This is a genomic window from Novipirellula aureliae (assembly GCF_007860185.1).
Classification (GTDB): domain Bacteria; phylum Planctomycetota; class Planctomycetia; order Pirellulales; family Pirellulaceae; genus Novipirellula_A; species Novipirellula_A aureliae.
Genome location: NZ_SJPY01000001.1, coordinates 90,026 through 111,178 on the forward strand (window position 1 = coordinate 90,026; position 21,153 = coordinate 111,178).

Below are 21,153 nucleotides of genomic sequence, written 5' to 3' on the forward strand. Positions count from 1 at the left end.
TTTCCTCGGGTGGTGCAGGAGCCAGTCGGGTTCGTTGTTTCCGCTTCGCGGAAAACAACTGTCAAGGGTTCCCGCGTTGCGGGAAACCCTCGCCACCCTCTGCCATGCCGCTCCCCCGGCGGCAAGGTCCGCTTCGCTTCGCTGCGCTCTCCACCTTGCCTCCGTGCTCGACGGCATGGCAGCTGTCTCCTGCACCACCCGAGGAAAAGGTCACGTGCGTTTTGTCAAATTACAACAAAGGAAAGAAATCATGTTCAAGTCAAGAACCAATGAAACAACAATCAGCGACAATGCAAAGAAGTATGATCCATACGATCAACGAACTTACGGCAACGTCTGGACCAGGGTTTGGAAGAACCACGATCGCCGCGGCCAGGCCTATCTCACTTTCAGCCAGCATCGACTCTATGAACAAGATGGAGTGCAGGGAGTCGCCAAAAGCTTCCGCACAGAAGACTTTGAAGATGTGATTCGGGGCGCTCAATGGGTTGCTGGTGTAGTCGCCACTTTGTCAGCCAACAGTGAGCCAAGACAGCCACAGCGAAGAACTCAGAATGTGAGGCCATTACCAGAACGACAAGCGAACTAGAACCAAAAACGGAGGAGCTGCCAGCCCTCCGTTTTTGGCCTCCAAACGCACTGCGCTTCGCTGCGTCCTCTTTTCTGACCGCATCCTATTCCCGACCGCTGTAGCGGTCAGGAGATAGGATGCGATGCATTGCCCCACGGCTGGCGCCGTGGCCCTCTTTCTGCCGCTCCGGTTGGGATTCCCCAGTGCATAGCACTTGGGAGATCCCGCCCTACGGGCTTATGGCGTGCTGAACGCACGCTGGCCTGAACGGCCATGTCGCGGATCCGCTTGGGCGGATGCCGCTGCGACCTGAACGGTCGCTCGCCCCGCTAGGTCGCGGGGCTCTGTGCCCAACCCGGCTGGGGCCGGGTGTGGGCACTTTGCGAGTCCTGAACGGACTCGCAGCATGTTTCGCCCCACGGCTGGCGCCGCGGTCCTCTTTCTGCCGCTTCGGTCGGGATTCCCCAGTGCATAGCACTTGGGAGATCCCGCCCTACGGGCTTATGGCGTGCTGAACGCACGCTGGCCTGAACGGCCATGTCGCGGATCCGCTTGGGCGGATGCCGCTGCGACCTGAACGGTCGCTCGCTCCGCTAGGCCGCGGGGCTCTGTGCCCAACCCGGCTAGGGCCGGGTGTGGGCACTTTGCGAGTCCTGAACGGACTCGCCTTCCGGGCGGGTGTGAACACCCGCCCTCGCTCCCTCACTGCACGCTTGAAACGGCACCACGACCTCAGACCCCAAGGGCCGCCCGACCTGCCGTCCGCATCGACCTAAGTACACCATCGACAAGCACTTGCTACCTCAATCCTGTCCAAGGTGTCGACTCATAGAATCCCTCGCCACCTTATAATGCCGATCATTTCTGATTGCCGATTGAAATTCATCTCCGTTTTAATCATCCTCTTTGATGGATACCAATACCGTGACAGCACTTACGACACGCGACAGAGAAGTCATTCTTGCACTCTGCACCAAAGTTAGACTGTTTACTTTGGACCAGATTGCGAGCACATGGTGGTCTGAATCACGTAGTTCCCGCCAAACTGCCCAGCGTCGTTTAGCCAAGCTCGCAGAAGGCGAACTTGTTCATCGACAACGACTCGCCGTATCCCCTTTGCCGAAGCTTGACACCCCAGTGATTGCTTGGTCTCCAGGAGATATGGATCCTGATTTTGGAGCTGCCGCTTGGATATTGCAGAGTCGTTGGAAGGAAGGATCGAAAACGACCACCGTCTATACCGCAACGAAGAAAGCAACTCGTCTGTTCGGCGGAAAATCACATAAAAAACTAAAATCAACACCACAAGCAACCCACGATCTCGGCGTTAGCCAAATATACTTAGGTCTTCTTCAAACTAACAGCGAGAATGCAAAACGCTGGATCGGAGAAGATATTCTTGCACCCTACCGAATTCGCCAAAAACTTCCCGATGCTGTCATCGCCGATGCCCCAAACACCAATCCCGACCTGGTTCTCGAATTTGGTGGATCCTACAACAGACCGCGCGTGCAAGCTTTCCACAAAGACTGCAAGGACCGTAATCTGCCTTATGAATTGTGGTGAGGCAAAATGACCAAACATCGACGCATCGCGCGGGGCAGGATCAACGACCGTGATTACAAAATCATTGAGCACATTAGCCGCTACCGATTGACCACCCGCGAGGTCCTGCATCGACTATTCTTCGACGACTCCGATATCAACGCGGTCTCGAAAGTAACATCGCGTCTCGAAGCAGACCAATTCGTCAAGTCCCACTCGCTTGACGGATCCGCGAAATACATCAACCTTGGCGTCAATGCTTGCAAGCTTCTGGGGGAATCTAGCAAGCACGCAAAGCCACTTGGAACGCAGGCGCTTGTTCATTGGTACGGAAAGCTGCTGTTCTGTTGCGGCCAACTTCCAACGCGAGAGTTGTTCCGAATCAGGGATCTAAAAAAGAAGCAACCCGACCTTCTCATTCCCGGCTTCTCCCACAATGCGTACTACCTCCACACAGACGTAAATCCGCAACGGAAATCACTTGGGTTTATTCGAGTAGATCATGGCCGAGATGTGTCTTCACTGCTCACGCAGTGCCAAGCAGAGGTCCATGGACGAACCGAGCATCCATTCTGGCATTCTATTGTCGAGAGACGCCAATTCGTCGTTACAGTTGTCACAGCCTTCGAGCAAAAGGCTGAGTTAATAAGTGCCAAAGCCAAGGAGCGTAACTTGCCGTTTCCAATTCGTGTTGAGGCTTTCGAGAAACTAGCTTCACTGTTGGGAGGCCCAGCCAACTAACATTGGCAGGTTCAGCAATGGCATCGACTTCAAAGCTTCATTGGGGTATTCCGATTAGTGAATACACGTCGCGAGAGAATCCCACTCGCTACGATGCGATTCCACCTCACGATGATGTTGAATTGGAAATCCCAGTATTCCATGAAGATAAATTAGCGGACGCGGAATTCCTTGGTTACTACCATGGAAAGTTCCTGTTGCTTCCTGTAGTCGCTGTTCTCTGCGTTCTACCGCTACTCTTCAACAACCTCGTAATTGCTGAATTGACGATTGCCATTTCCCTTTTCGTAATCGTTTGGACTATATCGCGTCCACAGAAACGATATTGGCACTATCTATCATTTCCCGCTGCGTTGCTGTTCTTTGCGCTTGCGTACTGGCTCGAAAGCCCAATGTTCTTACTCGTAAGTGCGATCGCGTGTTCGATGTGGGTCGCTGACGTTTTCGCCACACAAGTCGTCTACTTCCAGACGATGAGTCCAACGTCAAGACATCAGGCAGCACACGTGCGATCTCGGTGGCGCCAACGCTTCAACCCCCGCGTTTTAGTCATACAACACGAGTATTACTATCTCTGGTTTCTATACCTGACTGCACTACTCGTTATCGCTGGTTATTGGACGAATGGTTATTCCAAATCTGGAACGTACATTGGGGGCGTTTTACTTGTCGCCGTTCTAGTCGTCACGTGCTTGGCAAGCCTCACCGTCATCGTCGCTGAGATTGTTTCATGTCGATGGTTTAAGCGGCGATGGGTCAGTCCGCTCGCAGTGTACCGTGGACTGAAAAAAGCATGGTCACAATGGCTGCTTTACAACTGGCAAATGCGTCCCGCAGTGGGGATTTTTCGACCCCATGTAGGGCAATGGAATCATCGTCACCGTCTGTTCCTATTTATGGCGACCATCTCCGTTGCAGCAGCTAGTTCAATTGCATTTTGGACAGTTCCTTCTTGGGGTGATTCATTTCAACCTAAATCCTATCGACCGTCTCCCGAAATCAAACTGGAACCTTACCAGCTTCAAATGCTCACTCGCTTGTCCGAACCAGAACGCGAGAAATGGGAACAAAGACTACTCGGTGACTCAGCGAATACGTCGGGAAACGCCACGCCAATCAGCGACGATTGGCATTACTCGGTTATCGGTCCCCTCCTTCTTAACGCCCTCTTCGCCGTTGCTGCTGGACTGATACTAACGTTTTTACCGTCGCTCATCCTGGTCTCCAGACTTGCGGGTCGGTATTCCCCGCAAATGATGTGGATGAAACCAACCCGCTTTCTTAATGCTACCGTTTGGAACGACACCGTTGCACGCCTTCAGGAATCACCCAATCGCTTTGCCAAAGATTCGCTTTTCATGGGGGTCAATGCTTTTGACAATTCGCCGGTGCTTATCCCCCGCAGTCTACTCCACGATCATACACATATCGTTGGAGCTGCTGGCTCAGGAAAAACGTCCGTTGCCCTAATGTCACTAATGCGTCAACTGATTCGGCGCGGTGATTGTTCCGTCGTTGTTTTTGACCTCAAAGGGGGCGACCAATACCTGTTCGATACGGCAAGACGAGAATGTGCCTCTGCAAATCAGCGGTTTCGCTGGCACACTCTCCAGCCAGGCAAGTCAACGTACGGCTTCAACCCCCTTTTGCAACAGTACCTGCGTAACGCCGGGCCAGCTCAGAAATCAGACTTGTTGACTCAAGCAATGGGCCTACAACATGGCCGAGCTTACGGACGAGGATTCTACACCGACAACGCCATTGAATTGACGGCACGTATCCTCGATATGGCAGAACAGTCGCGAACGATCGGAAAACCCGTTGAAGAATCGCTTGTTGAAGAGGTTTTCAATTCTACACAGAACCAAATTCGATCTTTCCGAGAATTCGTTCAGTTTTCGAAAGCTGCAAAGTTGCCAAAAGACCTAGCTGAAAACGGCGCCCACGCACTAATGGTCGCAGCTAGGCTTGCCGACATCGATGCTCTCAATATCTTGCCGTCGGCAAAGGCAGACAATCCCGCGTTTGCAGAGTCGATTGATTTCGCCCAAGTATTTCGACATCCCCAAACCGTTTTCTTTCACCTTTCCCCCGGAGATGGCAAAGAAGGGGCCACCGAGATCGCTCGAATGGCTCTGTTCTCGATGGTCAACTCTGCTTTAGCACTGCGAGGAGAAAAACGTACTCAGGTGTACTTATTGATCGATGAATTTCAACTGCTCGCGGCTCCCAACTTGGACATTGTACTTCAGCTCGCGCGAAGCCTTGGTATCGCCCTCATTCTCGCAAATCAAAGCACGGCTGACCTGCGAATTCCAAACGGTCCCGACTTGGCGAGAATCGTGGAAACGAATACCCGGATGAAAATGCATTTTACAGTGTCAACTAAGGAAGAACTCGACTTGCTGCTAACAACATCGGGCACAAATGTGGAGATGCGAGAGACTCACGCCGTCGGTTCGACGTCCAACGGACCCACCGAATCACTGTCCGTAACGTCACTGGCTATGCCAAGACTCACAGCCAACATGCTCTTAGCCGCGAGCGATCTCGAAAATCGAAGCATCTTGCGGATCCGACAAGGCAGTGGCTTCGCGCAATTCGGCGGCTTGCCTGTGATTATCGATTCGCCACACACCGTTGAGTACAACGATTTCAAATCACGGGAAAGCTCGCTTTGGCCCTTACCCTCGATTCACACAATGCCAGCCGGTTATCGCGAGCAACGCCAATCTCCTGACCCTCCCCTTACCTATGCCGATCTTTGGGCCAAAAAAGACGACGCCCCACCTGCATCGGATACGCCCGAAGACGATAATCCTGACCCGCTCAGCGGACTTTTCGGAGATCAGGACGATGACTAGCCCCGCTGTTGATATATCCAAAATTCCTTAATCCACCCCAAACCAATGTCTGACGAAATCGAAGCAACCGGGAACTCACAATCCAATCCCGTCCATGCCACTGAACTGATTGTGCATCCAAACGCTTCGGCCCTACACGAAAGCGTCTCCGAGCCTAGTTCACCAAGGGATTCCAATTCCAGAAAATGGTATCAGGAACTGAAGACCCCCATAACCTTGCTTGCTGCACTACCGCTGGTTTTTCTGGTTGGGCATTTCGCCTTACAAATGCGAGCATCGAGCGTAATGGAGCAATTGGAACAAGAAACTCGGTTTCGTGAACGAAAGGCCAATGCGGAGCTAAAGCTCGCGGCCCTCCAGCAAGCTGAATTATTGGAAAAAGAGGCTATCGCAGTTGCAACGTCGCAAATTGACGAAGCACTCGCAAAAGTCGCCTCGACAAAAGCAACGCTAGCTCAGTTCAAATCCAATGTTGACCGACTACATCGGGAGAAAGCCGAATTGTTGTCGGGTGAACTTGGTCGCCGTGTGTTATCGAGTCCAGCATTGCTTGAAGATGCTGAAGCGTTCTGGTTAACAACCCAAAGCCAACCACTTCCTTCAAGCTTAGATTTGGAACAGCGTCTTGATCACCTCGAATCCTCGTTATCGGATGCGAAATCCAACATCACTGCCGATTTTGACGTGAGCCATGCAATGACCACCACTATTGATACTGCTAAAATCGAATCCAATCGTTTGTTGAAATCCGCTGAAGAGCAGCTGGCAAGCCTTGATTCCATCCGCGAACAAGCGATGGTTCATCCCGTTTCCGCCGACCTCAGCACATTAAGTGTCGCACTCGAGCAGAAAAGGCTTGAGCAATTGCGAAAGGAACAAAAAGAGGCTCTTCAGCGTTTAGAAGAAACGAGAAAAGCAAATGAAGAGATGGTCCTTCAAGCTCAAATCGCCAAGGAACGCGCCATCGCCGAAGAAAAAAAGATCGGCGAAGAAAAGATCGCGGTCGAAACAGCCGAAAAAATGCGTCTCGAGGCCCAAGCGGAAGTTGCAAAACTTGCCGGGGCAAACCAAGAAACGCGAGCTCGACTCGATAAACAGAGACTTGAAGCCGAATTCAACCGTGACCGTTCCCAAATACAAAGTTTATTGGTTGCCTTTCTCAGTGACGGCAATACCTATCGAACGAAAGAAGTCTCCAGAGGCCCGGCCTCGCTCACCGACCTAAAGTCAGCCGGTGCCTTGAATGAAGGGCCAGATGGCGTCAAGATGCTATGCAAAATCATATCAGTTTGGAATGATCGACCGAGGGGCGCGATGCCGTTCTACGATGGCTCAGCCCGATCCTGGGACTCAATCGATCGAGCGGTACCCGCAAGAGCACAGGAATTACTAATAAAATACGGTGACTTGTTGGTCGAGAAACGGCTTCTAGCACCTTAGTTACAGCCGCTCGCGCAAAAAAAAGCCGCCGGTTTTGACAGACTCGGCGGAAGTCTGGCAGCCATATATTTTGTAACCCGGCAGCAATAGGTAATGAGCGAATTACTGAATTATGACCGTCATTTTGGAAGTATCAAGCGAAAAACCCTCGTTTGCGAATTGATTTTGCGAAAGCGTTCCCCGCTCATGACTTTGTCCGCGATCAGTTACTGAGCCTCACGCCGACGCACTTACTGCTCTCGCACAACCGTCGTCGTGATCTCAGAATCTGCTCGCTTGCCAGCCGTAGCGTCGCTACGCCGTCCGCTCGTTGCAGGCAAGCTGCAACCAGCGGCCAGCTTCGCGGTTTAGTAATCTAAGTCATTTCGCTGCGTAACTAAGCGGACGAGCCCACTCGGGAATCCGAACAACAAAGCCTCATTGGTCCTGAGGCTTTCGCAGCAGCCAGCTTCATCGCTCTCTCATCCGTGCGAGGCCAAGGGCCTGACGGCCTCAGCGGGGCGAGCCCCGACGGATGAGAGAGCGACGAAGCCTCAGCACTCAGCAAAAAATGTGTTATCGCGGACGCTGCCGGGAAGCGACGCAACTCCCTGATTTAGCCGAACAAGTTTTGCGAACTGTGGTCACGCTGATAATCCTACCGGCGACCCGCTGCAAAGAATGTGACAAATGCCGCGCTTTGTGGTAGGGATTAAAAGCAAAACACTCAACTACACCTGCTCTCTTTATCCCAGAATCTAGGGAAGAATTCCCCGGTTTTATGATTCGGACGCCAGTTTGAATCATGAGGCCGGTGGTCTGAAGAAAGGTTTTCATACCCAGTATCCTGCCTGCCGATTTTGGCTGTGCCTTGGGTCGACTTGAAATGAGTTGTCCCAAGGCGCAGCCAAGATGGTGCCCCCGTTGACTGACCATGTTGGTAGTTTTCGGTTCCATAAACCAGGCGAGCAGGAGACCTATATGGCTTTGTCTAAGATCGGTCGTTCTCTCATAACGAAAAGGACGGCATAGCGATGGATCCACAAGCAACTTGGAATGAGTTACTTCGTGCATGGAATGCAGATGATGCGGACGCGGCCCATGATGCGGCCAACACGCTTCTTGAGTGGCTCCGCAAACGCGGCGCCGCTCCAGTAACCATTGAGCAATTGTCGAAAGACGATCCGCTCCATGAAGTTATCGCAACCGCTACATGTGAAGCAGTTGCGGTTTACACCTTTCTCGGAACTCTTGAGGAGACAGTTGACCATGACAACCAAAACCAAGGCGACGACTAAGACTCGCCCAGTGCATGAAGTTCGCATGGGCCGCGTAAAAGCAGCCATTTGGGCGAACGACACGGACAATGGTACCCGCCATAACGTGACAATCAGTCGCATCTACAAGGACGGCGAACAGTGGAAAGACTCGACCAGCTTTGGCCGCGACGACTTGCCGCTGGTAGCCAAAGTGGTCGACAAAGCCCACGACTGGATTTTCGAAGAATCCTCCGGGAACCACGCCGAATAGCGTCGGTTCGCCAAGAATCCCCAAACGATTCTTGCCCAGAGAGGTCTTCGCGGTTCCCCAGACCACCGATTGCCTCTCACCATCTAGCCCACCAGCACGACCCGCTAGCAAGTTCATCGAATCCGACGAGCCCGACGCCGCCTGCTCAACAAATCAACCCCACGCCGCTGACTGGCTTTGATGAACAGTTACGCGGCGCAACAGCAGGCCCCACCGGTATCAGACTGCAGCGATAAGCCGTGTGACTGTTGATTGTCTCTTGGAATGAGGAACTACGGGGTTGGCAGTTCACAAATGCCGTTTTCGATCATTCTTTTTGCCTCATCCCAGTCATTTTCGGCGTCCCCGGCAACTGGTCTACACACTATTCGGACACACTCAATCGTCAATCCCTCAGTCTCTTGGGGATAAACATGTTCCGCCATGATAGCGGGCTTCCCAACTTCGAGCCCTTTGACTGGCTTCGTGTTGTTTTGGCGTTAACCGGAGGCGTTGCAGCATAGCTGTTTCACTGGTATTTACTGACTTCCCGGAGCATTCGCGAGCTAGCTCGACGCGCGAATAGTTTTTAGCCAATCGGGTAACTCGGGTGCAACGAAATCGCGAACGCACACTTCACCGTCGCTGGTAATCACACCCACCATTGGCCGATCAGAAGGCACTTTAGAGTCGGTTCGCCCTACCCACTGAAAATCAGGCATATACAACTCTGCCGTTCCTTCATCATTAGGCTGTAATCGAAGATGGGTACCGATAGCAAGCGTGATGCCTTCGCCGAGCCGAAATTTGTATAGTTCATTTCGTCTTTGCCACGGGTCAAAATAAAACTCATTCCTCTGCACAAAGTTGAGCCATACTTCTCGTTCTGTTTCAGAAAACAGAAGCGGTTCCACTCCATCGCATTGAAGAAGCCAGATCAACAAGTCAGTCCGAGTCGTGAACGTCAACGCAAGCTCTTTCGCTAGACGAACCGCCAGCAAACGTGACTCCATTCCGATTTCCAGCATTCGTGCTGCCGCTACGCTGGGCACTCCATAGGTGATGCAGATCGCAACATACGTGCGTTCGTCTTCGCTTTCGCTGGTTTCGTCGTCATCCTTTGTCTCAGCGATCGACGCAAGCACCGTTCTAGCTGCCTCAATAGCCCAGACAAGTTGAAACACCAACGATTGCTGCACGAAAGCTATCCCGACCGTGTCAGTGACACGGTGAAGTGTCGCTCCACTGATCCAAGCATCTAGAATTGCCTTCCAGTCGCTCTCACTCCAGACCTTGGGAAATTTGGGCCTGAATGGATAAATTACGAACAGAATGTTAGCAAGCTCGCAGCAATCCATCGAGAGTTGCTCAGTGTCACCCGACTTGATTGCTGCGGTGGCGGAATCCAACAGCTTCCCAAGTTCGTCGGCCTGATCGACTATTTGCAAACCGGACTCGGTTCCAATACTTGCTGAAAAGAATCCCTTTCGTTGTGGTGCCGTTGTGCGAGACCAATTGTGGATGGCTCGCCCTCGTAACATGGCAATCTGATTCTCTTGGGCTTTAACCTCTTGAATCGCGAGACGACGAAGCCAAAGCGAACTCTTCAGCGCCTCATCCAACTTGGCCGCGACTTCCGAAATATCGCAGTCCAAGTCTTCGACCAAGGCGTATATGCCCGCATCGAACTCCGCAAGCATCACCGCAATTTGTCGGGCATCCAAATCATTGCCAGTACTTGCGATTTCATCGATCGCCGGTTGTTGATTGAGGACATACTCAGCCATCTCACTGCTCGCGATTCCGAGCTTGTTTTGCAGCTTTCTAAGACAATGATGAATCAGGAGATAAAGGCCGCTTTCAAGTTCTCGGCCTCGTGCATCCCTGACGAGCTTGTGAAATTCGCTAAGCCGCTTATCTCTCGTGTCCGTGTCGTCTTCGTGTACCGGAAGAACATAAATTCCGTCCAAGTCGACAAACGCACGTCCGACACGACCGACCACGTTTGCGAATTCCTTAGGTTTCATCACCTCACCGTTCCGCCAAAGCGATGAGAAGATCAAAACCCCAAACGACAAATCCACGCCCTGCGCCAACGTCGGCGACGAAATCGCCACGGTCAAAACCCTTCGTCTAAGTAGAGCTTCGATTTCCGCGAGAAACGGTCGAGGTAATTGACCGTGATGAACAGCGATTCCAAGTCGCAACGCTTGGATGGCGACGTGGTTGGCCCCCAGCCACTCCTCCCCGATCCGAATTGCTTTCCCAATCTCGCTCGCTGACTCCGGCGTCAGATAGGATTGCACGTAGCCCTGCTTTGCCAGTTTCAGGAACAACGCGGCAGCAGTTTCAACAGAAGTCCGCAGAGGACAATAGAGCAAAACGGCGTGTCCGTCTTGGTGGAACTTTTGCACAGCCGCAAAAATCAGCTCATTGCGATTCTGCGGAAAAGCATTATGTCGTTGCTTTCTTTTCGGTTGTTCTTCGATAAATCGAGGAACAAACACTGTTTCGCCGCTGACTTGATATTCAAGCCAACCGCCTGTTGGTTTCCATTCAAGAGTCGCGGGACGTTGTCGAGTTGGTCGCCATTTCGATTGTATGGCCTCGCCGTCTTTGTCAGCTCGTATCCATTGAGTAAACGCGTCGAACGGATCGCCCTCGGTGAAAATCGCTGACAGACAGACCATTCGTCGATTGCTCGCGTCGGATCGCTGCAAAAGTCGCTGCACAAGCACTTCGTATCGAATTTCTCTTTCATTCAATCCGATCATGTGCCCTTCATCAAGAACAATCAATCCGACGTCATCGATAACGTCGCTGGCCTGCCGAATCGCAAAATCGAGCTTCTCGGGCGTCGCAACAACGATGCTGGCGGAACGCATCGTATCAACGTCGCTCGCTGCAATGCCGCTAGCCCCGTAGACGCACGATACCGAAAACCCTAGCGGCCTAAAGCTGCGGGCAAGCGTTCCTTCGACTTGTGCCGATAAGGCGCGGAGCGGCGTGACGTAGATGACACGGCGACCGCTGGCTAGGCACTTCAGGATACACAGCTCGGCAATTCTTGTTTTACCGCTACTGGTTGGCAACGCGACGACAAGGCTATCCGATTCGTCAACGACGCGACTGGCTGCGGCGATTTGCGACGGCCACAAATCAATCTCGGCCACGCTGCGTTGACATAGCAAGTCGATGAAGTTGCTCCGTAGCTCTTCCCAGCGGTCATCATTAGGGAGAACTGGCAGTGTTTGGTGCAGGCTTCGACTCCAAAGATCGTCCATCAGATGCCGTGCAACAATACAAATCCACCACAACGGAACGTGCTTTATCTCTTCCGCCGCTTCAATGCAGCGATCCAACGCCTCAATCGCAGCTTCGACAAAAGCTGATTCGCCGCTACGAAGTCCGAAATCAAAATTTGCGACCGCCCTATGAAATACTTGGCAGATTGCGACGTAGGCTGCATCGGCATCATCGAAATCTACCTCGCCCGACTCCAGCGAGGACACAATGCCTTCGTCCGTATGTTCATCTTCGACCAGCCAGTTCAGGCACAGCGACTCCAGATCGTCTAGCTTTCTCTGCATCAATGCGACCAGCAGCACCTCAATGTCAACGAGATTCAGATCGTCAGTGTTCTCTGCGAGCAGCGAGTAAGAACGTGCTCCGTAGTGTGCAAGATGAAATGCTGCCGCAGCAATAGTTAAATGAAACCCTCGATCGTTCTGACGCTGTCCGCGTCGCACAACCGCCTCGATGCACTCTGCCGCTGTTCTGAATCCATCATCGAGAACCGGTCCGACGGACAATGACTGTTCAATCGCAAGTATCCGTAGTCGGATAGCGCACCCAAGAACCAAATAGCCGTGATTCAGAAGATCATTTGTCAGACGTGACGAGAACTTCGGGCTATCTTCAGGAAGTGTGCCGTCCTTCCAGATCATTCCACGCGACAATCCTTTGGCGACCAACCGATCACGAACGCCGGACGCGCAAAGTTCCGTCAGTTTACTTACCAGCGCTTCCGATGTTTCCATTTCACTTGCCGCTTGCCACGCATTCGTCGAATACCGCTTTCACAAAATCTGCGTGTTTCTTGACACGGCAGCCGCACAGCCGGAGTTCGATCCCCTTGTGAACGGCTTGGCTGTTTGCTTCCAGCAAATTCCTTGGCGCGCTGCCTGAAAGTGTGAACAGCAGGTGACATACGTCCTTTACATAAATGGGATTCTTAAGCAGAAACGTAATCGGATCAGCCTCTGTATCTCGATCATCCAACCGCAGGATGCACTCCAAGAAGGCCAGTGTTTCAGGATTCGGACGGCCTCGATGGTTAGCGAGTCCAGTGCGGGCTTCAGCGAGATGTGCTGTCGCCAGTGATACGCGACTTTTCGCCTCCACCTTCATCACCTTGACTCTCGTCTTCGCTAGACGAAAGCCAAGAACGTCGTCACCACGCATCGCCAATTCACGCGTGTCGCGATGCCGAAGCCGACGAACTGGGACCGAAAACTCTGTTTCCTGTGCGACGTACTCAGTCGCTAGAATCTCGCCCAGCATTCCTGACCTGCCAATTTTTGTGGTCGGAACCCGATTTTCCAAGAGATGTGTCGCTTTGGGAAAACCGCCCAGCTTCTTAATCGCCTTTAATCCCACGACGTGATCCGCAGCAATTTCAACAAGCGAGTCAAAAACGATCGCTCGCCCGTCAACCCGTTCAATCATTACGATGACGTTGTTTACCGAACACTTCTCACCCTCGAACCACGGAGGAAACAAACTGTTTTTAACGCTCGCACTCAATTTCTCCACCAATCCTCACAATTACAAGTAACTCCGGCTTCTTCAGCCGATTTTAGATTATCGCCCATAGATGCACCGTTGACCACTGGCCAACGAAATGCTTGACGCCACCTCCAACTCGTTTTAGTGCTCGACAAAGGACGTTATGGTGCGTTATTGTTGACGGGCAGTAAACTCGGGTCTCGGGCATTTCCGATTGTCCCTGTGTGTGAATCAACCGCTGGATTGTTTAGCATTCTCTTGGGGCAGCATGGATGAGCCGATCAAAATTGCAGACGTTGGGTTAGCCAATACCGGCGACGCGGAATTGGTTCCCGTGGCGACTACTCAACCAGCTCTGACTCTTGGCCGGGCTGACAGCGAGATGCCCGCTCTGGTCGCTGCTGGCGGCGCTGCGGCACAGTTTGCTTGGGAAGAGTTCATCTATGGGAAGATCCGCAATCCCCATACCAGGGCCGCTTATGCGCACGCAGTTAGCCAATTCTTGCGTCACTGCAAATCGATCGACAAAGAACTGCCGACAATCACGCCCCGAGATGTTGGAAGCTACTTGGATGGGCTCGTTTACGCCCCCGCAACCAAGAAGTTGCATCTGTCGGCACTTAGACATTTCTTCGACACATTGGTGACGCGGCACGTGGTCGTTTTAAATGCCGCCGCTTCCGTCCGTGGTGAGAGATTGCAAGTCGTCGAAGGCAAAACCCCCGAGATGTCAGCTCAGCAAGCACGGAAGCTGATGACCAGCATTGATGTCGACTCGATTGTGGGGCTGCGTGATCGTGCCATCATCGGCATCCTCATCTATACAGCCGCTCGCGTCGGAGCGATTGCCAAGCTCCAGATGCAACACTATTTCGATACGGGCGAGCAATACTGCCTTCGATTTGCGGAAAAAGGCGGCAAATCGCGTGAAATCCCCGTTCGGCACGACCTTCAGCAGTTTATCACCGCCTATCTCACGGCTGGAGCCCTCGCCGGCACCGACAAATCGAGTCCGCTATTCCGGACAGCAATTCGCAGAACCAAGCGACTGACAGACAACAGCATGACTGCCGGCGACATGGGCCGGATGCTGAAACGCCGACTCAAGAATGCTGGCTTGCCATCCCGGTTGTCACCACATTCGTTTCGAGTAACCACGATCACCGACCTACTCAGCCAAGGCGTCCCGCTCGAAGACGTGCAAAACCTCGCAGGCCACGCTGACCCCAGAACGACGCGGCTTTACGATCGACGGCAACGGAAAGTGACCCGCAATATCGTTGAAAGAATTTCGATTTGACAATTGCGATTCGAGTTTGCATGTAGTGCTCCGCTTGTCTTCAACGGTTTCTTTTAAGAGAATTGTTAGTAAGCCGCAAAAAGTAAGGCGAACAGACTACTTATTCATTCATGCCACGAATATGCCAACTCCAGCTACCACCGACTTGCCGATTCCCAAATCATGGGACGAGTTTGAAGACATTTCTGCGGACCTACTGATGAGGAAATGGCGAGATCCTTACGTGATCCGAAATGGCAGGACCGGGCAAAAGCAAAACGGCGTTGACATTTACGGCAAGCCAGCCCATTTGCGCGGCGTTGGGGCCGAATTGGCGGGCGCGCAGTGCAAACGAGTTGAAAGTATGACGGAAGAGCAAGTTCGCGCGGAGGTTGAATCCGCTTTGGGTTTCGAGCCGAAACTGGAGGAGTATCTTTTGCTGACATCGCTCAAGCGTGATGCCACCTTGCAGAAGTTTGTTCGCACAACAACTTGGAAAATTGACCGTGTTGAAATATTCTTCTGGGAAGACCTCTCCTTGCAGATCACTGAATACAACGAGCTACTAAAAAAGCACTTCCCCGGTTGGTTCAAACAGACAACTTCTAAAGGAAATCTGATTCAGGCACTCGTTACTAGCAACCCTGATGACTATGTGTACGACGATTCGACGGGGGTGCATCTGTTGCAGAGTGACGTGGGCTTTTCGCTTAGGCTTGACCGCCCTGAAGAATATCAAACATTCGAAGAACCGTGGGTGAGTAATTTCCCAGACAAAAATGCCTCATGCCAGGAGGTCTATCTGGAATACAACGGAGCGAGAATCGAAACGTTTTTTTTTGCCAGCGTCGATGGAGCAAGGTATCTCGTTCCTTACCCCAAATCGGCTACCGATCTTCGCATCTCGCGTTTTCATTACCATCTTGCGAGGATCTTGAATGCCCACTCAATCGGGTATGACATTGACCACGCATTAGCGATCGCAAGAATTGAGATAGACCCTTCACTATAGTTCGCACCTCTCCATTATTTGCGAGTCGGAGCGATAGTGAAGATGGGTACGGAGACAACTCTCGCGACTTTGCCATTTTCAAGACGGTGCTCATCTGGGAGACGCTCCCCCTTCGTTGTCTTTCTGCCGTCAAAAACGACGAGGAACACGTCCGCGTCGAAATACATGTCGTCGTAGTAGCCCAACTGTTCGAGGCCAAGCTTTGCTTTTCCGATGCCCCATCCTGGGCCGACGACCTTCAATTCAACGACGAAAGTTTTGCCTTGAAAGAAAACCACTAGGTCGACGTAGCCTTCGCCGACCCGGAGCTCATGTGCAACAAATGCCTGACCACCACCGTATGCGTCCAGAAACATGCCGAGTAGTGACTTGCCGATCGCTTCCGGGCGAGAACTAAACTTGCTTCCGTATTCCTCCCAAAAAATCTGTGAGTCTTCACGGGCTACACGTTTTCCGAAACGATCCAGAACTTTTACAAATGATTCGGGCTTCGTGAGAGACTCAATACGCTCCCGAAGTTGTGGCAGTTCATCGAGATGACGCTCTTTCTCGAACTGCTGAAGTCGATCCGTAACTATGCTGTTAATGACCTGTTGATTCGTCAGCGTCTCGATGACAATGGCCTCTTCCGCTTCCTCTATTTCCTCAACCCAATCGTCATTATCGTTGGGGGCTAACAGTCCTCCTCGGATTTGCTGTGGCGACAAGTAATCGACCGATGCGAACAGGCGATTGGTAGCAAGTGTCTGGGCTACGCTGCTGAAAATGGCATCATTCAGAGAGGCAAGCCCTCCGACATTTCCAAAGTCCGGCATCGTCAGCGGTGACATTAGAGAACTTATTTGCTCAAACGAAGTAAGTTGAAGATCTGAAACCAAACGGAAACTCGCAAGCTGGTGTTCTACCTGACCAATCAAATCTATCTTTGGTGCAGTGAATGTAACTTCGGGAATCCGGATTTTACTCAATGCTTTCACTTCAGACAAAACTCGGTCAATGGACGTCTGCAATTCAAGGTTCAATTCCGGCATCTTGATCGAATACTGGTCTATCAAACGAGTAGTTTCTGCTCCCATATCCGCAAACTGATTCCGATCGAATCCCGCGAAAACAGACGCGGCTGTGTTTTCGTACGAGCGCATCATTCGTGTAGCGGCTTCAACTTCGGATTCGAGACTTCGTTTCAATTCACGCATTGAACGCTCATGGTCTTTCCAAGGTTTCGAATGTTTGAATGTGGTCGCAAACGCTTTGCAAGCTGAATATCCCGACTTGACTTCTTCTTCGTAACTTTCTGTCGTCTCTTCTGTGTTAAGAAAATGTCTCGCTACTGCGTCCCAGTCAGCTTCATCGAACGCATTCGTATCAACGACGGGAAAAACACTTTTCATGAAGATTCGCTCCAACATCTGTTCGTCTTGTGTCGCCGAGTCAGCCGCCTGCATGGCACCGCCAGAAATATACGGGTAGACCTTTACTTCCCCCATGCTAGGCAAACGCAGCACGACACGCTCGACCTTAAGGTCTTTTATCGAAATAATCCCCCGTCCCAGCTTTTCACCAGCCTCTTTTACGGTTTGGGATGAAGGTGCGTCATTTGGCTTCTCTGTCATGAAACTACCCATTTCTGCGACTTCCGTCGCGCAAATCAATCCTCCCTGACGTCAATTCCGTGCTGCGCGATAACGTTATGAGCACTCGGCACGAACTCCGTTCGATCGTGGCCCCAATAAGTGACACTTTGTCACATTGATTCCCGAACGCTCGCATTTTCGAATGATGTACTTTGCCTCTTCCATATCGTGCGACGAGAGGAATACCTGGTAGCCAAGTTCAACTATCAACCCACGAATTATGTCAATGAACGCAGAGGTATGCAGCAAGTCAGAACTTTGCAATGGGTCATCCAAAAGCAAAGCTGGCCATCGACTCCATCGATACTCCGTGCTGGCCGCTAAAAGAGTCGAAAGACCCTGAACTGCCATTTGCCCATCGCTCAATTCGAGCTGTGGGGGCGTCTCTTGAGAGGCTAAACCAGATTCTCGACTGACAGACTGGCGAAGTTCGATTGCGCCGCGCACAGTCCGCGTCTTCCAACCGATTTGGTAGCGGAACGGCGACAAGACGTTGTGGAATTGTTGAATGCGAGTTGCCAATGGCCGCAACGCCCCGTCATTAAACTCGTCCACTTTTTCTTGAAGGTCCGTTGCAAGCTTTGTGGCGCGCTCTTTGACATCCTTGACATGATCAAGTCTCCTTTGCGTCTCAGCGATCTTCGCTTCGAGCTTCGCCGTTAGTTCCGATTCAGAACAATTGTCGTGCTTTTTGCGTGCTTCTGCTATTCTGGTGATGAGTTCGGAAGATTCGAAAGTTAACCGCCACGCCGTTAGCCGCTCGGCAGTTTGAATGCATTGGCGTCGCAAATTGTGCATCTTTTCGACTGTGTCTTCTCTCTCTGACAAGCCGCGTTGTTGAGTCGCTGATTCAGGTGTTCCGTCAAGCAATTGCTGCCACCGATCAAGCAATGTCGTCTGCCGTTGCTGACTTGTGACACGGGTGGCAATTTGTAACTCAAGTTCGCCGTTAAGTTGTTCGAGTTCTTTTGTAACTTTAGCCTGTTCAGCTTCAGCCTTTTTGAAATCCTGCTCTGCGATTCCAAGCAGCGTTTTTGATTTGGCCTCATTGGAACGTAATTCCGTGACTATTCTCGCGAATTCATCCCCATCAATACTTGGTTTACCGAGTTGCAATTGAAACGCTTCCAGGACCGATTCATCCTCTTTGATCGAGGCCACTGTTTCATCTATTTTTTGCTGAATACCAATAACCACATTGTTGAAATGTTCAAGCTCGGAATGTATTTTCCCTCGTCGTTCGCGTGAGTCCTCAAGGGAAGGCAAGGCCGCGATGCTCGCTTTAGCTTGTTCAACTTGTATTTTGTTTTCGTCGATCGCCTTCGACAACTGCTCGCGATAGGTGGTCGCATCAAATCCCATTCCAATGCCTTCCTGCTCTATAGCAGAGGACTCTTCGTTACGTGAAGAAATCGTTCGTGATAGTGCCGCTAATCTCGGTGGCAATTCGCTGATGCGGTTGTTTACGGACCTTAATTGCTCTTCATCCCCATTAAGCTCGTCTGTATTTTTCTGAATCGACAAATCAATCTGATCTGTATCGAACCCAGCTTCTGCCACCGATTTTCTTGCTCGTTTTTCCAATTCTCCCAATTCGTAGTTGGCTTGGCATACAGGGCAGCTTAATGCGTCCTGAGCAAGGTGTTCGCAGATGACAGCGATTGCCTTAGTCATTGCTTCTGCGTTTTCCAAAGCAGCTTCTTTTTGTTGCTTCAGTCTTCTTCCTTCAGCTTTTGCCCGCACAATTTTCGCATCCAATCGCTCTTGTTGATTTTGCAACTCAGATTGTTCTTTTTGAAGTTTGCTCAGCTCCTCAATAGCCTTTGCACATTCGGAGTTTTGAGAGTCAAGACGATCAATTCTACCCCGGAATGCCTCGAACTTTGTCACTCGACTGGCCACGTTGGAAAGCTGGTTCGCAAATACGCTTCGTTTCTTCTCTTCCTTCTCGATCTGTTCTAATTCTTGCTCTAAGGAATGCACTTTCGCTTTCGCTTCCGTGATTTCTTCCCTCCGATTGGACAGAACCACTCGATTCGCAAGCAGCCGGGCCGACGCTTCACTCGCTTGCTCAGCTCTAGCCCTTTGCTCTTGAATAGTGGTAAGCTCCTGTTGTTGCCGTACTATTACGACGCGAAATCGCTCGACCGCTTGCTCGGCTGCCTTTCGCTTCGACGTCGTTAGCTCTATCTTGTCCGCCAGCGGTTGTTGTGATTCAGTAAGACTCTCCAATGCACTACGAACCGTAGCCCATTCCGCAATTATCTGTGGAAATTGCTTCAGCGTTTCAATTTCGCCTGTGACATGGTCGATGGCTTCATCAAGCTCCCGAACGAACGCCGACAGCCTGCGTTCCGGTGTCCAGTTTCGTTGCTCTTGCGCCTCAGGCATTTCGATCGGAATCGCCATTCCCGCCACTTGATCGTGCAGCTCGGATAGGAATGCCCCAGCTTGCTCAGGAGATTCAGTTCTTGAGTCCGTCAATCGGGTCGTAAACTCTAACCGCTTCACAAGCATCTCTTTCCAATCTGAAAGATCGCGTCTGTTGGTCAAAATCTCCGTTTCCAGCTTTTTCGTAACCCTATCAAATGCATATTTTGTTGAAAGCCCACCAAGAACTCTTCGCATAATGTCAAGCCGGTCCACGCCAGCTGGACCGCGTAGCAACTGCCATTGTTCTTTTGGCTTCTCCTCTTCAAACCGAAACTTTCGTGCTTGAGGAAGAAACATTGTCAGTCGCATGTACGTTGAGATGTCCTCCAATTCAGATGTCCAGTTGGGGCTTACGAGCAATTGAGCCAACTCACTTAACGACGGATGTTGTGACACCGACCTGCTAATTCGTCGATTCTCGGCTCCGAATGTTGCGGCAACGAAATGGCTGTTCGGCTCTGCTTCATGCCGGGTCAGATGATTGTCCAGTGAAGTTCGGGGCGGTAATGCTTCTTGTATACGGCGAACATCGCCCGTCAGAAGCCATTCGATTGCTTCGAAAAACGTCGTTTTTCCAAGCCCGTTCATTCCATAAACAATGACCAACCCAGGTTGAGCCGGAATCGAAAGTGAAAAATTCGGTCCAAATGCCCGAAATTGTGAGATATCAATTTTGGAAAGGTAGATGGGGTTCATTTACTGTCCGCCTCAAGTAAAGCGGATACCAATGCATCATGTTCTACTGGCTCGCTTTTGAATTCAGGCCGTTCCAATACCTCTCGCCAAGCTTCGAAGTCAGACATTGAGTCCGATAGTGCATCGAGATTAATCCCAGATGTAGCCCCTGAAGCTTTCCAAGGTTCCGCGAGAAATGTTCGTTCCAAAAACTCCTCCAACTCCTTTGACCAGTTGTGATCGTTTTTCCCAGGGAGCCAAACGATTTTCCGACAGACTAAATCGTTACGTTCGATGATCTGTGAAAAATTCTGCCACTCACGCTCATCCTTGCTTCCTGACGGACCAACTAAAAATAGATTTAGGTCGTCACTGAAATCAGAGAGGAGCCAAGTTCTTGCAATCGCAGCATATTGCTGATAACCGTGCCACTGCGAAATCAGTTCACCGTAATACTCGTCGTCCCATTCGCCAGTTATCAGCTCGCGTCCAAGTTCGCCAATTTGGATTGCATACGATGAATGGTTTTTAATGAATAAACCAACCGGCGCGGCAATTTTATCCATCTCAGGCCGTAATTGTGCAATCGAATCAGCGTCGTCGCTAAACGAGTCTTGAATTGACGCTGACTTTGTTACCGTTTGCGATAATTGCTCTGGATCGTGAGCCACTTGATAGTTCCG

At 51.4% G+C, this 21,153-nt stretch carries 14 protein-coding genes; 9 read left to right on the forward strand and 5 right to left on the reverse strand.

Features of this window, described 5'->3' with window-relative positions; translation table 11 throughout:
• Positions 1-250 precede the first annotated feature (250 nt).
• The 7 genes from Q31b_RS00420 (at position 251) to Q31b_RS00450 (ending at position 8,670) form a co-directional block, all read left to right on the forward strand.
• The gene (locus Q31b_RS00420) at positions 251-589 is read left to right on the forward strand and encodes a hypothetical protein (RefSeq protein ID WP_146597732.1); all 339 of its coding nucleotides are present in this window, start codon (positions 251-253) and stop codon (positions 587-589) included.
• Between the two features lie 891 nt (positions 590-1,480).
• Positions 1,481-2,137 (forward strand): hypothetical protein, encoded by a 657-nt coding sequence (locus Q31b_RS00425; protein WP_146597733.1) that lies wholly within the window; start codon positions 1,481-1,483, stop codon positions 2,135-2,137.
• A 6-nt stretch (positions 2,138-2,143) separates the two neighbouring features.
• Positions 2,144-2,857, forward strand: coding sequence for a hypothetical protein (locus tag Q31b_RS00430; protein ID WP_146597734.1), 714 nt, complete (start codon positions 2,144-2,146; stop codon positions 2,855-2,857).
• A 17-nt stretch (positions 2,858-2,874) separates the two neighbouring features.
• Positions 2,875-5,721, forward strand: coding sequence for a type IV secretory system conjugative DNA transfer family protein (locus Q31b_RS00435; RefSeq protein ID WP_146597735.1), 2,847 nt, complete (start codon positions 2,875-2,877; stop codon positions 5,719-5,721).
• Between the two features lie 45 nt (positions 5,722-5,766).
• The gene (locus tag Q31b_RS00440) at positions 5,767-7,161 is read left to right on the forward strand and encodes a hypothetical protein (protein WP_146597736.1); all 1,395 of its coding nucleotides are present in this window, start codon (positions 5,767-5,769) and stop codon (positions 7,159-7,161) included.
• Between the two features lie 1,013 nt (positions 7,162-8,174).
• On the forward strand, positions 8,175-8,438 hold the full coding sequence (locus Q31b_RS00445; RefSeq protein ID WP_146597737.1) for a hypothetical protein: 264 nt from the start codon (positions 8,175-8,177) through the stop codon (positions 8,436-8,438).
• A complete protein-coding gene (locus Q31b_RS00450) occupies positions 8,410-8,670 on the forward strand; it encodes a hypothetical protein (protein ID WP_146597738.1) in 261 nt (86 codons plus the stop codon). Before Q31b_RS00445 ends, Q31b_RS00450 begins: the two co-directional genes overlap by 29 nt.
• Positions 8,671-9,215: 545 nt before the next feature.
• On the opposite strand, the gene Q31b_RS00455 is transcribed toward Q31b_RS00450, so the two are convergent.
• Together Q31b_RS00455 and Q31b_RS00460 are read right to left on the reverse strand one after the other, a co-directional pair.
• Positions 9,216-12,689 (reverse strand): DEAD/DEAH box helicase, encoded by a 3,474-nt coding sequence (locus tag Q31b_RS00455; protein WP_146597739.1) that lies wholly within the window; start codon positions 12,687-12,689, stop codon positions 9,216-9,218.
• A 1-nt stretch (position 12,690) separates the two neighbouring features.
• A complete protein-coding gene (locus Q31b_RS00460) occupies positions 12,691-13,377 on the reverse strand; it encodes a DUF1837 domain-containing protein (protein WP_146597740.1) in 687 nt (228 codons plus the stop codon).
• 286 nt (positions 13,378-13,663) lie between these two features.
• Here Q31b_RS00460 and Q31b_RS00465 point away from each other — a divergent pair, with 286 nt between their 5' ends.
• Together Q31b_RS00465 and Q31b_RS00470 are read left to right on the forward strand one after the other, a co-directional pair.
• Positions 13,664-14,737, forward strand: a complete 1,074-nt coding sequence (locus Q31b_RS00465) for a tyrosine-type recombinase/integrase (protein WP_231617191.1) — start codon at positions 13,664-13,666, stop codon at positions 14,735-14,737.
• A gap of 121 nt (positions 14,738-14,858) precedes the next feature.
• On the forward strand, positions 14,859-15,728 hold the full coding sequence (locus Q31b_RS00470; RefSeq protein ID WP_146597741.1) for a hypothetical protein: 870 nt from the start codon (positions 14,859-14,861) through the stop codon (positions 15,726-15,728).
• A 14-nt stretch (positions 15,729-15,742) separates the two neighbouring features.
• On the opposite strand, the gene Q31b_RS00475 is transcribed toward Q31b_RS00470, so the two are convergent.
• The 3 genes from Q31b_RS00475 to Q31b_RS00485 all read right to left on the reverse strand — a co-directional run bounded on the left by Q31b_RS00475 (position 15,743) and on the right by Q31b_RS00485 (position 21,036).
• Complete coding sequence (locus Q31b_RS00475; protein WP_146597742.1) at positions 15,743-17,341, reverse strand: hypothetical protein; 1,599 nt, start codon at positions 17,339-17,341, stop codon at positions 15,743-15,745.
• A gap of 75 nt (positions 17,342-17,416) precedes the next feature.
• Complete coding sequence (locus tag Q31b_RS00480; RefSeq protein ID WP_197170700.1) at positions 17,417-19,393, reverse strand: hypothetical protein; 1,977 nt, start codon at positions 19,391-19,393, stop codon at positions 17,417-17,419.
• A 1,094-nt stretch (positions 19,394-20,487) separates the two neighbouring features.
• The gene (locus Q31b_RS00485) at positions 20,488-21,036 is read right to left on the reverse strand and encodes an ABC-three component system middle component 1 (protein WP_146597744.1); all 549 of its coding nucleotides are present in this window, start codon (positions 21,034-21,036) and stop codon (positions 20,488-20,490) included.
• Positions 21,037-21,153 lie beyond the last annotated feature (117 nt).

Coding starts and splice junctions, on each gene's coding strand:
- Q31b_RS00440 (WP_146597736.1), top strand. CDS start 5,767: ATGTCTGACGAAATCGAAGCAACCGGGAACTCACAATCCAATCCCGTC.
- Q31b_RS00425 (WP_146597733.1), top strand. CDS start 1,481: ATGGATACCAATACCGTGACAGCACTTACGACACGCGACAGAGAAGTC.
- Q31b_RS00460 (WP_146597740.1), bottom strand. CDS start 13,377: ATGATTGAACGGGTTGACGGGCGAGCGATCGTTTTTGACTCGCTTGTT.
- Q31b_RS00430 (WP_146597734.1), top strand. CDS start 2,144: ATGACCAAACATCGACGCATCGCGCGGGGCAGGATCAACGACCGTGAT.
- Q31b_RS00470 (WP_146597741.1), top strand. CDS start 14,859: ATGCCAACTCCAGCTACCACCGACTTGCCGATTCCCAAATCATGGGAC.
- Q31b_RS00475 (WP_146597742.1), bottom strand. CDS start 17,341: ATGACAGAGAAGCCAAATGACGCACCTTCATCCCAAACCGTAAAAGAG.
- Q31b_RS00455 (WP_146597739.1), bottom strand. CDS start 12,689: ATGGAAACATCGGAAGCGCTGGTAAGTAAACTGACGGAACTTTGCGCG.
- Q31b_RS00435 (WP_146597735.1), top strand. CDS start 2,875: ATGGCATCGACTTCAAAGCTTCATTGGGGTATTCCGATTAGTGAATAC.
- Q31b_RS00445 (WP_146597737.1), top strand. CDS start 8,175: ATGGATCCACAAGCAACTTGGAATGAGTTACTTCGTGCATGGAATGCA.
- Q31b_RS00450 (WP_146597738.1), top strand. CDS start 8,410: ATGACAACCAAAACCAAGGCGACGACTAAGACTCGCCCAGTGCATGAA.
- Q31b_RS00485 (WP_146597744.1), bottom strand. CDS start 21,036: ATGGATAAAATTGCCGCGCCGGTTGGTTTATTCATTAAAAACCATTCA.
- Q31b_RS00420 (WP_146597732.1), top strand. CDS start 251: ATGTTCAAGTCAAGAACCAATGAAACAACAATCAGCGACAATGCAAAG.